The organism is Flavobacterium sp. UBA2787, from assembly GCA_002352205.1.
In the GTDB taxonomy this organism is placed as follows: Bacteria; Bacteroidota; Bacteroidia; order Flavobacteriales; family Flavobacteriaceae; genus Flavobacterium.
Genome location: DEHZ01000005.1, coordinates 129,247 through 142,791, shown reverse-complemented (window position 1 = coordinate 142,791; position 13,545 = coordinate 129,247). Strand labels below are relative to the sequence as shown.

14 protein-coding genes are annotated in these 13,545 nt (G+C 33.2%); 4 read left to right on the top strand and 10 right to left on the bottom strand.

Annotated elements, in window-relative coordinates:
- The 6 genes from B4N66_RS04625 to B4N66_RS04600 all read right to left on the bottom strand — a co-directional run bounded on the left by B4N66_RS04625 (position 1) and on the right by B4N66_RS04600 (position 6,959).
- The gene (locus B4N66_RS04625; RefSeq protein ID WP_291092701.1) at positions 1–2,850 is read right to left on the bottom strand and encodes a tetratricopeptide repeat protein; all 2,850 of its coding nucleotides are present in this window, start codon (positions 2,848–2,850) and stop codon (positions 1–3) included.
- 162 nt (positions 2,851–3,012) lie between these two features.
- Positions 3,013–3,708 (bottom strand): ABC transporter ATP-binding protein, encoded by a 696-nt coding sequence (locus tag B4N66_RS04620; protein ID WP_291092699.1) that lies wholly within the window; start codon positions 3,706–3,708, stop codon positions 3,013–3,015.
- A 38-nt stretch (positions 3,709–3,746) separates the two neighbouring features.
- Positions 3,747–5,219: a DUF5687 family protein gene (locus B4N66_RS04615; RefSeq protein ID WP_291092697.1), complete on the bottom strand. Its 1,473-nt coding sequence runs from the start codon at positions 5,217–5,219 to the stop codon at positions 3,747–3,749.
- 75 nt (positions 5,220–5,294) lie between these two features.
- Positions 5,295–5,999 (bottom strand): hypothetical protein, encoded by a 705-nt coding sequence (locus B4N66_RS04610; RefSeq protein ID WP_291092693.1) that lies wholly within the window; start codon positions 5,997–5,999, stop codon positions 5,295–5,297.
- Entirely contained in the window at positions 5,990–6,622 is a 633-nt protein-coding gene (locus B4N66_RS04605) for a hypothetical protein (protein ID WP_291092691.1), read from the bottom strand. The genes B4N66_RS04610 and B4N66_RS04605 overlap by 10 nt, the downstream gene beginning before the upstream one ends.
- A gap of 1 nt (position 6,623) precedes the next feature.
- Positions 6,624–6,959, bottom strand: a complete 336-nt coding sequence (locus tag B4N66_RS04600; RefSeq protein ID WP_112085181.1) for a PadR family transcriptional regulator — start codon at positions 6,957–6,959, stop codon at positions 6,624–6,626.
- A gap of 124 nt (positions 6,960–7,083) precedes the next feature.
- Between B4N66_RS04600 and B4N66_RS04595 the strand changes: the two genes are divergently transcribed.
- Positions 7,084–8,136 (top strand): ferredoxin--NADP reductase, encoded by a 1,053-nt coding sequence (locus tag B4N66_RS04595; protein WP_291092688.1) that lies wholly within the window; start codon positions 7,084–7,086, stop codon positions 8,134–8,136.
- Positions 8,137–8,193: 57 nt separating this feature from the next.
- On the top strand, positions 8,194–8,502 hold the full coding sequence (locus tag B4N66_RS04590; protein WP_291092686.1) for a hypothetical protein: 309 nt from the start codon (positions 8,194–8,196) through the stop codon (positions 8,500–8,502).
- Between the two features lie 27 nt (positions 8,503–8,529).
- Here the strand turns inward: B4N66_RS04590 and B4N66_RS04585 are convergent, their stop codons facing one another.
- Both B4N66_RS04585 and B4N66_RS04580 read right to left on the bottom strand, forming a co-directional pair.
- A complete protein-coding gene (locus B4N66_RS04585) occupies positions 8,530–9,570 on the bottom strand; it encodes a glycosyltransferase family 9 protein (RefSeq protein ID WP_291092685.1) in 1,041 nt (346 codons plus the stop codon).
- A 10-nt stretch (positions 9,571–9,580) separates the two neighbouring features.
- Complete coding sequence (locus B4N66_RS04580) at positions 9,581–10,186, bottom strand: DUF4254 domain-containing protein (protein ID WP_291092684.1); 606 nt, start codon at positions 10,184–10,186, stop codon at positions 9,581–9,583.
- A 69-nt stretch (positions 10,187–10,255) separates the two neighbouring features.
- Between B4N66_RS04580 and upp the strand changes: the two genes are divergently transcribed.
- Entirely contained in the window at positions 10,256–10,909 is a 654-nt protein-coding gene (upp, locus tag B4N66_RS04575) for a uracil phosphoribosyltransferase (RefSeq protein ID WP_291092682.1), read from the top strand.
- On the opposite strand, the gene B4N66_RS04570 is transcribed toward upp, so the two are convergent.
- Positions 10,904–11,845: a hypothetical protein gene (locus B4N66_RS04570; RefSeq protein WP_291092680.1), complete on the bottom strand. Its 942-nt coding sequence runs from the start codon at positions 11,843–11,845 to the stop codon at positions 10,904–10,906. The two genes, upp and B4N66_RS04570, sit on opposite strands and share 6 nt — an antisense overlap.
- 46 nt (positions 11,846–11,891) lie before the next feature.
- Between B4N66_RS04570 and B4N66_RS04565 the strand changes: the two genes are divergently transcribed.
- Positions 11,892–12,122 (top strand): DUF6341 family protein, encoded by a 231-nt coding sequence (locus B4N66_RS04565; RefSeq protein ID WP_291092678.1) that lies wholly within the window; start codon positions 11,892–11,894, stop codon positions 12,120–12,122.
- A gap of 28 nt (positions 12,123–12,150) precedes the next feature.
- On the opposite strand, the gene purD is transcribed toward B4N66_RS04565, so the two are convergent.
- Positions 12,151–13,422 (bottom strand): phosphoribosylamine--glycine ligase, encoded by a 1,272-nt coding sequence (gene purD, locus B4N66_RS04560; protein ID WP_291092676.1) that lies wholly within the window; start codon positions 13,420–13,422, stop codon positions 12,151–12,153.
- Positions 13,423–13,545 lie beyond the last annotated feature (123 nt).

The window sequence follows — 13,545 nt, the reverse complement described above, 5'->3', positions numbered from 1 at the left end:
CTATCCTTTTTTTGGTCTTTCACCTTCAGAAGGTGGCATAATAGCCGATCTGGCTTCTTGCGTGTTGTTTCTGCTATCCCTCGTATTGCTTTTGGGTGCAGTTTGTGGATCGTTACCCGATGGGGGTTGCATACTTCCACTACTTTGTGTAGGTGGTAATTTTGGGTTTTGTGTTGGAATAACCACTTGTGGTCGTTCTTGCTGTTGTTTTGCTCTTTTAGGTTTTGGACTATACGGTGGCGGAACAACTCGCAAACTCGGATCGAGGTATTCTTCTAAATTCTTTTTCATCTGAACCACTTTATAATTTTCAGAAGAAATAACGATGGCTTGTTCTGTAATTTTATAATCTTTAAACTCTTTTAAAATAGAAACAACTCCTTTGGCATATTCTTCATCTCGCAATCCATGAATTACAAAGAAGTTTTTATCCATCGTATACAAATCGATCGAAGTGGTTAATTGCGATTGATTTCTTTCTTTGATGAATTTCGTAATCTTTTCAATTAACGTTTTTACTTTTTTATCTTCTAAATTATCAGCATAATAAAGTACTTTATAACTGGTTGCTTCCACCTGATCAAAATATAAACTTTCTAAATACGGAATGTTATCATACAATAACTCTTCGGCATCTTTTCCTTCATCTGAATTTGGATAGGTTAAGGCTACATAATTTAATGCTTTTTTATATTCTGCCAATCCTTTAATTTTAGCTACAATTTTAGATTTTAGCAACTCTAATTTTGGCATGATTTCATCTCCGGTGAATTTTTCTATTGCAAAATCTGTGTTAGCAAAAACTTCTCTATATTCTCCCTTTTCATAGGATTTATAAAGATTTTTATACACAATTTCAGGATCGTCAATCAAATTTTCTGCAGAAGTTCCCGATTTTGAAAGTATTTGTGCATAGCGGGAATCCGGAAACTGCGTAATAATTTTGTCTTTCATTGCCAAAGCTTTGGCAGGATCAGTGATTTCGTAAATTTTAAACAAATTATACATTGCCGGTAATACCAAACGTTCTTCGGGTTTGCTTCGCAATAAAATCTCTAAACGGTCTGAAGCTAATTGATATTCTTTGAATTTTTCTTTATAAATCACACCCAATTGATAATATGCAAAGTTTCTTTCTTTGGCAATACTATCCAATTCTACTTTTGCGGTTGGTAATTGTGAAATATAAAAGTCAGGTGAATATTTTGGATCAGCTTCTTTTGCTGCTACAACTTCTTCTTCTTTTTGTTCTTCGGGTTCTTCTTTTGTAGATTGTGTCAACCTATTGGAAGACAATCGCCAATTTCCATCAGGGTTTCTTTTTCCCCATGTTTTAGCAAACTCTCTTTTTCCAAATTCTACAGTAGTTGGGTTATAGAAATAGAATTTTGAATCTCCTGAAAATCCGGCTCCAGCAGAATTTACTGCCGGATTACCAATACTATTTCGATTGCTGATAGAAAGATCTCTAGAATTTTGAAGATTTGAGGCGGCTATTTCAGCTTTTTCAGCTTGAATTAAGGCTAACTTTTCAGCTTCTTCCTCTTTCTTTTTAAGTTTAGTAATATAATCTTCAAAAAATGCAATTTTATCAGCGACTGAAAGTGAAGCTACATTTAAAATACTGTCGTTACGTTGAGCAATTCCTTCATATTTGATAACATCATCTAAGTTATCCCTTTTCTTTTTAAAGGCATTGAACTCACGCGTTCTTGGTTTTAGTAAAGCTAAAGTACTATCATAATAATGTCCCGCGGTTTGGTATTTGGCTTTGTAGAAATAGATTTCACCTAAATTTCGATAATTTGAAGCCAACAAATAATTGTCTAATGATTGTGCTTTTAGTGATTTATTATAGTTTTTTACCGCATTATCCGGTTGTTTCAGTCGTTCATAAACCAATGCTTTTTCATGATATAAAACATCAAGATACGGACGGTTTTCTCTGTCTTCTAACAATTTTTTGAATTTTTCAAAAAGAACAATCGTATCACCTTTGGTAACATCATACTGCTGAATTTGCTTTGCGTGAGCCTGAATAGTATATCGTTTTGGCGAATTTCTTTTCATATCAATAACCGATTGATAATACGCAAAAGCACTGTCTTTTTCTTGAATCGATTCAAATAATTGTCCTAAAATGAATTTGTATCGGGCTTCTTCTTCGTCTTTTTTAGTAAACTTTGTGGCCAACTTCAATTTAGAAATAGCACTATCTTTTTGTTCTAAATTTAAATAAGCTTGGGCTAAAGTAGCATTGGCATCGGCAAAAATTTGGTCTTTAAATTTAATTTCACTTAAAAGCTTGGTAAGATTATTAACCGCCAACGCATCACTTTCAAGTCGAACATTGGTTTTTTCTCTCCAAATTTTAGCTTCATAAATTTTATCACTGGCCGGACTTTTATACAAAATATAATTGAACGCTTCTAAAGCCGGAATAAACCGTTGGTCGTAATATCTTGATTTACCGAGTAGTAAGTGAGCTTCATCCATTTGAGGGTTTTTTTCACTTCCGCCAATGAGCATGGAACGTTTTTGAATGGCTTTAGTTGCTTTTTCTTCTGCTTTTTCAAAATTGGCATTTTTGGCTTTTTGTCCGGGTAAGATTGCTTCTTCTTCCGTTTGCATACGTTCTATCGGAAGAATTTCCCAAAAATTGTCTTTGTAGGTGTCTCGAACTTCATTTAAACCGGCCTGAAGAGCCAACTCACCATTAAACAAGACGTTGTATTCTGTGTTGACCGCATGAAAATTACGGTTCATAAACTTATCCTTTTTGGTAGAACAAGCTATCAGAACAGTAGCGGCGATAAAGAAAATAAAATATTTTAGAGTAATGGATTTCAAAATAAAAACGTTTAAAGGCATAACTAAAAACTACTGATTTTAGTATATAGCAAGGGTAAAAATACGTTTCTTTTTGAAATAGAGAAAAATATTGCGGTTTTTTTGCAATGAAACATCATTTCACGAAAAAATTAACGTGAAATGATGTGTTATTTTGTTGATTTAGGCAGCAAAAAACGCTTCTAATTCTTTTAAAGTTTCTGAGGAAGGAACTAAATCGAGAACAACTTCGCCTTTTTGTAAAGCGACAATTCGGTTTGAAACTTCTACCGTATGTTGCAAATCGTGACTGGAAACCAAGATGGTCACATTCGTATCATCGGCTAATTCTTTGATGATTTTTTTCAATCGGATTTGCGTGGTAGGGTCTAAGTTCGCAAATGGTTCGTCTAAAATAATCACTTCCGGTTCTCCGATTAAAGCGGCAACAATCCCCACTTTTTTAGAGTTTCCTTTGGAAAGATCGCGTAAATATTTTTTGTTTTTTAAGATTTCTCCGTTAAAAAAATCTTCGTATTTCACTAAAAAACTATCTACGTCGGCTTTGTTCCATCCGCGGAGTTCGCCAATAAAATAGAAGTATTCTTCCGGTGTTAAATAACCAATTAAGAAACTTTCATCGATAAAAGCAGAAGTGAATGGTTTCCATTTTTCGCTTTGGCTAATTTGAATCGAATTACTTGTAATCATTCCGGTTGAAGGCTGAATCAAATCTAATAACAAACTGAAAAAAGTGGTTTTTCCGGCACCGTTGTTTCCCACCAATCCAAAACTTTGACCTTTTGGAATGTCTAAATTAGTTATGTTTAAAACGGTTGTTCCGTTGTATGTTTTGGTAAGATTTTTTACTTGTATCATAATTATATGGTTATGGGTGATTGGTAATGGGTAAATGGTTAGTTTTTTTGTTTGTATGCTGCGATGGTTTCGTATTTCTGTGTTTTGTAGATATTTTCAATCCAATTGAACACTTTTGATTTAAAAGCAAATCCTAAAATTCCGGCTAAAGCGATAAATCCAAGTCCGATGACTTCATCAAAAAACAAAATTCCTAAATAATATAATCCCAACGGAACCAGAATTTGCGGAATAACTAACAACAACGTTTTAAAATTGAATGCTTTTTTGTCGCCAAATGCATTTTTATTACTCATTAAATCGATCGGTGTTTTGGTAAAAGCACCTGCTAACAAAACGATGTAGGCATTAATTCCGATATTGTAAACCGCTGTTACTAAAATCAATAAGTACGATTGCCATCCAAAATAAAGGTAGAAACTGGCACAAACGGCTGCAATTAGTGTGACAATGACCATTAACCACCATTTTGAACTCAAATATTCGCGGTATTGAATGTTTTGACTCATCATTAAATTATAATACGAACTATCCCAACTCGGCACAAATTGCCCGAAACTGAACATGAATCCACCGGTGACAAAAATCCCTCCAAACACTTGCCAAACCGGTCCATCATACACTTCAATTGCACCAGAACCGAACAAAAGTCCGTAGAAAAGAAACAAAACACTCATAATAATCACCGATTTTGCTCTTTTATTTCGGGTGATTAAACGAATATCATTTTTAAGAAATGTTCCTAACGTTCCAAATTGATCAAGCCATTCGAAATTTTGCGTTTTGGCAATATCGTGTGTGGTTGATAATCCGGCATCGAGGTATAAATTACTTTTGAAAAAACTGTGTACAATTTTATAAACTAAAATTAAAGTCGCAATTGGTACAATTACCATCCAAACATAATCATACAATCCTTTGAAAAACAGAACAGTATAATTGGTTGCGTCAAATAAATCATAATAATGTAAAGCTCCTAAAACTGCAAAAATGACTACTACAGCATAAAAAACAGCGTCTTTTTTGTCGATCAAAATGTTTAAAAAATTGATGATTAATACCATTGCAATCATTCCAACCAGCCACGTGATTACTCCTAAAACATCAAATCCTTCAATCAATAAAACTACAGCAAGCGGAATAAAAAAGAACAAATGCATTATGTTGAAAAAAGATAACGCCGATTTTCCTAACGTATAATTGACAATTGTATCTTTTTTGATGTTGATGTACAACAACGGTCGAATATTCATAACCGGTGTTTTTTGTAGAAAAAACCGAAAAACCAAATCGCATACAAAATAATAAAGTATAAATCGGTTTATCAATTGAAATGGCTCAGATTCTGTAGCTTTTTCGATAATATAATAAGAACCTGCTCCTAACGCCAAGAACATTACCATAAAATACAAGGCTCCAAAAATCATTAAAATTTTAATTGCCAAGTTGGCTTGAAAAGATGCAGATCTTATAAAAGACTTCCATTCGAGTGAGAGAAAACGTTTTATCATAAGTTGGTTCGTTTGGTGGTTATTTATCTACTATGGTTTGAATGTTTGACTACACTTTTAACGTTTTGTTACATCTTAATTTGAAAAAGCATATTCAGGATACGTTTGTTTTAGATATTCTTCGGCTTTGGAGGGGATAATTTTTGTAACTATAAAAGTTGCTAAAAACACCGAAACCAAGAAAAAACTAATTCCAAAAAGAACATAATCATTTGGCAATCCGTTTCCATGATTTGAAAAAACATTAATTAAATGAAGAGGCAAAGCAAAGACCCCTGAAAAAGAGCCATATCCATAAATAATTTCTTCAAACATCCATTTTTTTCCGGTTTGATTTTTACGTTTTTTCATTTTTCGCTTCTCATAAACTAAGGCAGCTATCAACAAAACAAACCAAAGAATCATTCCGATTCCCATAAGTTCATAAAAGAAAATGTATTTAAAAAAATAAAATAAGCCAACCACAAATGAAATAGTAATAATAATTTTTGGAATGGTAAAAAATTCTTTAAAATGTTTCCAAATTAGTAAATGATATTTTTTACTTAAAGCCGATTGCCTCTTTTCTACCACATCCATAAACCCAAAAACACCAAACTTTTTGAACTCTTTTTGCAAGGCTTCTTCAAATGATAATTTCGGATTTTCTTTCCATTCTTCTTCAATGGCATTGGAAAGATGATCGACCAATTCGGTTTGCAAATCGTAATGTTCTACAAAATGTTCACGAGTGAATCGGTATAAACGATCTATTTGCTCTTGGTTGACTTTTAGTTCCATATATGCTTATTGTTATAGTATTTTTTGATACGATTAACATAAAATAATAGAAAAGCTATCGAGAAAAAAAGTATTGAAATATCAGTCCAGAAAATAAGATTATAATCTTCTACGTGAGTTGGGTTTGAAAAAGGAATAAAAACATAATAAATAATTGAAAGAACAAAAAAAGATTGTTCAACAGCAAAAAATCTTTTCTTCTTTATAAAATTAAAATAACTGAAATGGAAAATTCCAAACATAAATAAACACAAAAGCCAATAATGATGAAACTCTTTAACAAAATAAGATTTATCAATTTGAAGCTGAAAAAAGAAAATTCCAAAAAAGAAAAAAGCAGCAAATAAAATCACATGAGGTTTCAATAAAAACAGTCCAAAACTTTTAATAGGTTCAAAAGATTTGAATCCGCTACCGGAGAATTTTTTTAAAAGTTCTTTCTTATTCAAAATCATAAAACTTTTAAAAGCATCATAAAAATCAATGTTTTCAGTTTGCATTTTTTCTTCAACAGCTGAAGCGATATGATCGGTGAGTTCCATACGAATATCGTCATAAATAATTTCACTTTTTTTGAGATAATTATCAATGAATTTGAGATTTTGTGTGGTTAATGTTTTCATCTTAATAACTCAATTTCGGATTAACAATGTTTTGCATATTCTTGATAAATTCTTCCAACTCAGCCAATCGGTTTACGGTTTCTTTGTTACCTTTTTCAGTAAGTTTGTAGTATTTCCGCAAGCGGTTATCTACCTTTTCTACTTCCACTTCCAACAGACCTTCGGCTTCCAATTTGTGCAACGCGGGATACAAAGCACCTTCAGTAATGTTTAATTCACCCAATGTAATGGCTTTTACTTTCTGCGTGATTTCATAGCCATACATTCTGCCCTTTTCTTCCAAAAGCTTCATTATTATTGTGTTAAGACTTCCTTTGTATAGTGATGAGTTTTTCATTTAATGCAAATTTGAAACACAAATATACATAACTTTCTTATACATAAAACTCTTATGTATAAATTTTTAAAAAATATGCTGTTTTCAAAAACTGTGGTTTATTACCTTTGTAAAAAATTAATCCATGTCAACTTTCTATAAATTAGCGGTCAAAGAAATCACTCGTGAAACACCGGAAGCCGTTTCTGTTCTATTTCAAGTTCCTGCTGAACTTCAAGCCAACTATCGATTTGTGGCCGGACAATATATTAACTTAAAACTCACTTTAGACGGAAACGAAATTCGTCGTGCCTATTCCATTTGTTCTACACCGGAAAGTGGTGAGTTGCGAATTGCCATTAAATCTATCAAAAATGGCTATTTTTCTAAGTTTGCGAATGAGCAATTAACGGTTGGAAAAGTGCTAGAAGTTGGCACTCCCGAAGGAAAATTCACATTTGAACCCGATGCCGCACGATTAAAAAATTATGCTGCTTTTGTCGCCGGAAGTGGAATTACTCCAGTAATGTCGATTTTGCAAACTGTTTTGGAAAAAGAACCTAACAGTACTTTTGTACTGGTTTATGGAAATAAATCGAGTAATGAAACCATTTTTTACAACCAATTGCACGATTTGCAGTTGAAATATGTCGGACGATTTTTCGTGCATTATGTTTTTAGCCAACAAAAAGCCGATGATCAATTGTTTGGAAGAATTGAAAAATCAACCGTGAATTTTGTTTTGAAAAACAAGCATAAAGAAAAGGAATTTGACAAATTTTACCTTTGCGGACCGGAAGAAATGATTAACACTGTGAGCAATGTTTTAAAAGAAAATAACGTCAAAGAAAAAGATATTAAATTCGAATTATTCTCGGCTTCATCGTCAGAAAATGAAATTAAAAAATCGTTGGAAGGTCACACAAAAATTACTGTTTTAGTTGATGGTGATGAAACTTCTTTTGAAATGTCGCAAAAACAATCCTTGTTGGAAGCCGCTTTAAAACAAGGTTTAGATGCTCCGTATTCTTGTCAAGGTGGTATTTGCAGCAGCTGTATCGCTCGAATTTCTAAAGGAACTGCCGAAATGAAAAAGAACACCATTTTAACTGATGGTGAAATTGCCGAAGGGTTGATTTTAACGTGTCAAGCTCATCCGACATCGAGTGAAATTTTTGTGGATTATGATGATGTTTAAATCGGTTATCCGTTGTCGGTTGTTGGTTACTTTGATTGCGAATAGAAATCAATTAAAATGAAAAACAAACTGGAGATATTTAAAAAAGCTCAAGACCTTTTGGATGAACCGGAAGTGCAAGAGCTTTTGGAGTATTGTGACCGTTTGGAAGATGAATTAGTAGATTTTAAATTTGAAAAGACCAACAACAAAGAATTGATTATGCTCGATATGATTCGCGAGGTAATCAAAGGTTGCAACGCAATGGAAAAAGAGCAACTTGAACATGAACGATTTGGTTTTGAAGCTCCTAATTATGCTGAAGCGATTTCAAATCTAAAAACATACATTTTAGAAATTTGCAAAGACAATAAAATTTACTTGTAATCTGAAAACTGTGACTGCGACTGAAAACTAAATTCCCAGCAACGAATGAACACTGAACACTATTTTTTCCGGTAAAATACTTCGCATCACATCTTCATAACCTTCCACTTTTTTATTTCCATAAATGGATGTTGGTAAAAGCGGAAATTTCTCTCTATCAGAAACAAGGCAATTTTCCAACGGCTGATTAAATGGAGAAAATCCGGCATAAGGATGTGTAGCTCCCCAAAGTGTGATGACTTTTACACCCAACATCGCAGCAATGTGTGCATTTCCTGAATCCATAGAAAGCATTACGTCTAAATTAGAAATCACTTCTAATTCTTGATTGAATTTCAATTTTCCGGCTAAGACGATTACGTTAGAATGATTATTTTGAAGTTGGTTTAATTTCTGAATTTCTTCATTTCCACCACCAAAAAGGAAAATTTTGATTGAATTATTTGTAGCCAATTCATCAATCACTTTTTGCATTAAATCTAAGGGATAAACTTTACTCTGATATTGAGCAAAAGGTGCAATTCCGAGCCAATTCTGATTTTTATTTCCGGTAATTTTTAGAATTTCATCTGACAAAACAGCTTTAGTTGGAAATTGTGGATTCGTTAAATCAATTGAAAACCCAAGTTCTTTAAACGTTTCCGTATGTCTTTCAACCATTGATTTTACGGGTTTAAAAACTTTGTTTGTCAAACTTGTTAAGGCTTTTTTTTCTGCTCTTCCTTTGTCTGTGAACGCTACTTTTTTTCCGCTTAAAGCGAATAAGACTCTGACAACTTTAGATCTAAGAACATTATGCAAATCGGCGACAGCATCAATCTTCAATTTTTTCAAATCCGAAAATAATCTAAGTAATCCGAAAAATCCTTTGTGGCGATTTTGTAAATGAACTGCAAAGAAATCAACATTCGGAATTCCTTCAAAAAACGGTTTAAAAAACGGTCGGGATACGACTGTGATTTTTACTTCTGTATTTTGTAACACTAAGGCTCTCAACACAGGCACTGTCATAGCGACATCTCCCATGGCTGAAAGCCTTATTACCAATATATGTTTTGGTTTAGACATCAATTGATGACTATTTTTTATTTTGATACAAAACCGGATTCAATTCTTCATCATTGTACATTTTCATTTGTTTGTACACTTTCATGAATTTATCACCGCTTTCGATGTCTTTCAACAATTGATCAATGGACGAAAACATATCGCTTTTTTGTTCCAATAAAATGTTTAATTTTTCTTGACATTTGGCTCTGTGTTCTGCGGAAGCTTCAATTCTATTAGCTTCTTCGCTCATGTGATAAATTTTTAAAGCCAAAATAGAAAGTCTATCGATTGCCCAAGCAGGACTTTCGGTATTGATTTTTGCTTCCGGTTTAACCGAAACAGAACTGTATTTTTGAAGAAAATAACTATCAATATATTCCACCATATCAGTACGAACTTGATTGGAAGCGTCAATTTTTCGTTTTAAATCCAAAGCAGCTACCGGATCAATTTGCGGATCACGGATAATATCTTCAAAATGCCATTGCACCGTGTCAACCCAATTTTTTGCATATAATAAATGCTCGATTTTATCCTTTGGATAGGGGTTGTTAACCGGTTGATATACATTATCATGCAAGTGATAATCGGCTATACTTTGTTCAAAAACAGAAAAGGCAAGTTGTGAAAACATACTATTAAATTTTAAAATACAAATATACTTTTTATACCTTTATCAAACTAATTCAAAACTAAAACGTTTATGCACCTTCATTATATTTCGGAACAAAATAGCATTCTTAATCATTTTTTGGCACAAATTCGTGATGTTTCCGTGCAAAACGACAGTATGCGTTTCCGAAAAAATATTGAACGAATTGGCGAAATCATGGCGTATGAGTTGAGTAAAACTCTTCCTTATATTGATATTGAAGTACAAACGCCACTTGGCATCAAGAAAACAACCGCTTTAGAAGATCATGTGGTTTTATGCTCCATTTTGAGAGCAGGTTTGGCGTTGCACACCGGTTTTATGAATATTTTTGATAATGCCGAAAACGGTTTTGTATCGGCTTATCGTCATCATCCGAACAATGATGACTATTTTGATATTTTGGTTGAATACCAAGCCGCACCTTCTTTTGAAAATAAGACATTAATTTTAATTGATCCAATGTTAGCCACCGGTCAATCGATTGTGGCGGTTTTGAATAAATTGCATTTGGAACAAAAACCGAAAGAAATTCATATTGCGGTCGTCATTGCTGCTCCTGAAGGCATTGCTTATCTAGAAAAAAATCTTCCTGCCAATTGTCATTTGTGGGTTGCGGCTTTGGATCAGAAATTAAATGAGAAAAATTACATCGTTCCCGGTCTAGGTGATGCGGGCGATTTGGCTTATGGCGTAAAATTATAGTTGGAAAATAAAAAGCAGAACACCACAAGCTAAAACAGTTGCAGTCACAATTTCTTTTAAAACCGAATCTTTATTAATTTCAATAAATCCTGTTGCCAAAACTGAAATTGGCATCAATCCAAAAAGAAGTAATGAATTAGACTTTTCGGGAGAAATTATATAAATCAGCACACTTATTAAAGAGATAAAAATCACTTTTTTATAGGATGCCAACATAATTATTGGGCGTTTAGACATGGTGAAAATCATTGAAAGTAAAAAAACTACTGAAAAAAGTGCATACAAAACCAAGGCTGCGTTGCTTGCTGATTTTTCTAAATAATAAAATTCAAAATCAGTTCCTGTTTGATTCCACACCACATCTAACCATTCTTTATCAATTAATAACGAAAAGAATATAAAAAGAATTCCCACCGTAAAAAAAGCGATAAACGGTAGTACCCAATTTCGATAATCGCCTGAAACGTGGAAAATAATGGAAACAAAAACTATAAAAATGAACAAAATACTCCAAAAATGAAACAATGCGGCTATGAAAATCCACAGCGAAGCATCGAATATTTTTTCTTTTGGAGTGAGTAATGATTTCATCGAAATCAACCTTCGCATGGCTAGTAAAATAAAAAAAGATGATAGTACGATCTTGAAGTTATCAAACGCAGAAGGAATAAATAACAGAAATGAAACGAAAAAGAGTGCCGAATAACTATTGTCTTTGCTTAATCCGTTTCGTTTTGCGATAAAATTTGTGATAAAAAGTGAAGCAACTAAAAGTAATAAAATCACACCCTTTTGAATAACTTCAAACCATGAAAAAGAAGCACCAGAAGCAGTTCCGGCAGATTGAAATTGATAGATAAAATAACACAAAACCAATAAAACGGTAACTAAAATATAATTAAATGGTCTTGATTTACTAAAAACGCTTGCAATCATAAGGATATTTTATACTTTTGTGACTGTAAATATAATACTTTATCCCATGAAAGACTTTTTTGAAGGAATTCAATATTTGTTTGTTGATATACTTTTTGCTCCATTGGACGCTTTGAGAGGATTAGAATTATCAAGTTGGTTTGGTGCAAACATCATTAACTTTTTATTCATGATTATTTGTTTTGTTGCTTTAGTTTACTGGGCAAAACAATTAAAAATTCACAAAGACAACAACGAAGAAAACCAAGATACAACGGCTCATTCTTTTTTTAAATAGGAGTTAAAATTTGTAAATTCTTATTTTTTTAAAGATCAAACCCGATATCTTTTCTATAATACATCTTATCAAAATGTAGTTTTTCTATACTTTGGTAAGATTTTTTTATGGCTTCATTAAAATCATTACCATAGGAAGTTATTGCTAGAACACGACCTCCGTTTGAAACGATATTCCCATTATCAAATTTTGTTCCGGCATGAAAAACGATGGAATCTTGCACATTTTCAATTCCGGTAATGGTTTTACCTTTTTGAAAATCTTCGGGATAACCACCTGAAACGACCATAATTGTTGTGGCACTTCTAGAATCGATTTCAACTGAAACTTCGTCTAATTTTTCGTTGGCTACGGCCAAAAACAATTCAACTAAATCTGATTTTATTCTTGGCATAACCACTTCGGTTTCCGGATCGCCCATTCGAACATTGTATTCAATCACCATTGGTTCGCCTTTCACATTAATTAAACCGATAAAAACAAAACCTTTGTATTCGATTCCGTCTTTTTGAAGACCTTCTATTGTTGGTTTAACGATACGTGTTTCGATTTTTTCCATCAACACAGCGTCTGCAAAAGGAACGGGCGAAACGGCTCCCATTCCGCCTGTATTTAAACCTGTATCGCCTTCGCCAATTCGTTTATAATCTTTGGCTGTGGGAAGAATTTTATAATTTTTGCCATCGGTTAAAACGAAACAACTTAGTTCGATTCCGTCTAAAAATTCTTCGATAACGACTTTTGAACTTGCGTTTCCAAATTTTTGATGCACCAACATATTTCGCAATTCGGTTTTCGCTTCGTCCAAATCATTTAAAATCACAACTCCTTTTCCGGCCGCTAAACCATCTGCTTTTAAAACATAAGGTGGCGATAAAGTTTCTAAAAATTTACATCCATTTTCAACTGTTGAAGCAGTGAAACTATCATAAGCCGCAGTTGGAATTTTATGTTTGATTAGAAATTCTTTGGCATATTCTTTACTTCCTTCCAATTTTGCTCCTTCTTGTGATGGACCAATAACCGGAACTAATTTTAAATCATCATCGTTTTTAAAGAAATCGAAAATACCTGCTACTAATGGATCTTCCGGACCAACGACAACCATTTCAATTTTTTCTTCTAATACAAACTTTTTAATCGATTCAAAATCAGTTGGTTGCATTGAAACATTTGTTGCAATTGAAGCCGTGCCCGCATTTCCGGGTGCCACAAAAAGTTTGGAGCATTTTGAGCTTTGAAGCATTTTCCAAGCCAACGCATGTTCGCGACCGCCCGATCCAAGAAGTAAAATTGTCATGTTGTGTTGTTGTTTGAGCTGAACAAATTCAGTTTTAGTTGTGCAAAAATAACTCGTTTTGAACAGAAGTTAAAACGAAGTGGCAAAAAATGTGTCCAATTTTGGTTTTCGGTTGATGGTTTT

Excerpts from the sequence above, each read along its gene's own strand:
- B4N66_RS04620 (WP_291092699.1), bottom strand. The coding sequence starts at position 3,708 with ATGATACAAGTAAAAAATCTTACCAAAACATACAACGGAACAACCGTT.
- B4N66_RS04615 (WP_291092697.1), bottom strand. The coding sequence starts at position 5,219 with ATGATAAAACGTTTTCTCTCACTCGAATGGAAGTCTTTTATAAGATCT.
- B4N66_RS04610 (WP_291092693.1), bottom strand. The coding sequence starts at position 5,999 with ATGGAACTAAAAGTCAACCAAGAGCAAATAGATCGTTTATACCGATTC.
- B4N66_RS04605 (WP_291092691.1), bottom strand. The coding sequence starts at position 6,622 with ATGAAAACATTAACCACACAAAATCTCAAATTCATTGATAATTATCTC.
- B4N66_RS04600 (WP_112085181.1), bottom strand. The coding sequence starts at position 6,959 with ATGAAAAACTCATCACTATACAAAGGAAGTCTTAACACAATAATAATG.
- B4N66_RS04595 (WP_291092688.1), top strand. The coding sequence starts at position 7,084 with ATGTCAACTTTCTATAAATTAGCGGTCAAAGAAATCACTCGTGAAACA.
- B4N66_RS04590 (WP_291092686.1), top strand. The coding sequence starts at position 8,194 with ATGAAAAACAAACTGGAGATATTTAAAAAAGCTCAAGACCTTTTGGAT.
- B4N66_RS04585 (WP_291092685.1), bottom strand. The coding sequence starts at position 9,570 with ATGTCTAAACCAAAACATATATTGGTAATAAGGCTTTCAGCCATGGGA.
- B4N66_RS04580 (WP_291092684.1), bottom strand. The coding sequence starts at position 10,186 with ATGTTTTCACAACTTGCCTTTTCTGTTTTTGAACAAAGTATAGCCGAT.
- upp (WP_291092682.1), top strand. The coding sequence starts at position 10,256 with ATGCACCTTCATTATATTTCGGAACAAAATAGCATTCTTAATCATTTT.
- B4N66_RS04570 (WP_291092680.1), bottom strand. The coding sequence starts at position 11,845 with ATGATTGCAAGCGTTTTTAGTAAATCAAGACCATTTAATTATATTTTA.
- B4N66_RS04565 (WP_291092678.1), top strand. The coding sequence starts at position 11,892 with ATGAAAGACTTTTTTGAAGGAATTCAATATTTGTTTGTTGATATACTT.
- purD (WP_291092676.1), bottom strand. The coding sequence starts at position 13,422 with ATGACAATTTTACTTCTTGGATCGGGCGGTCGCGAACATGCGTTGGCT.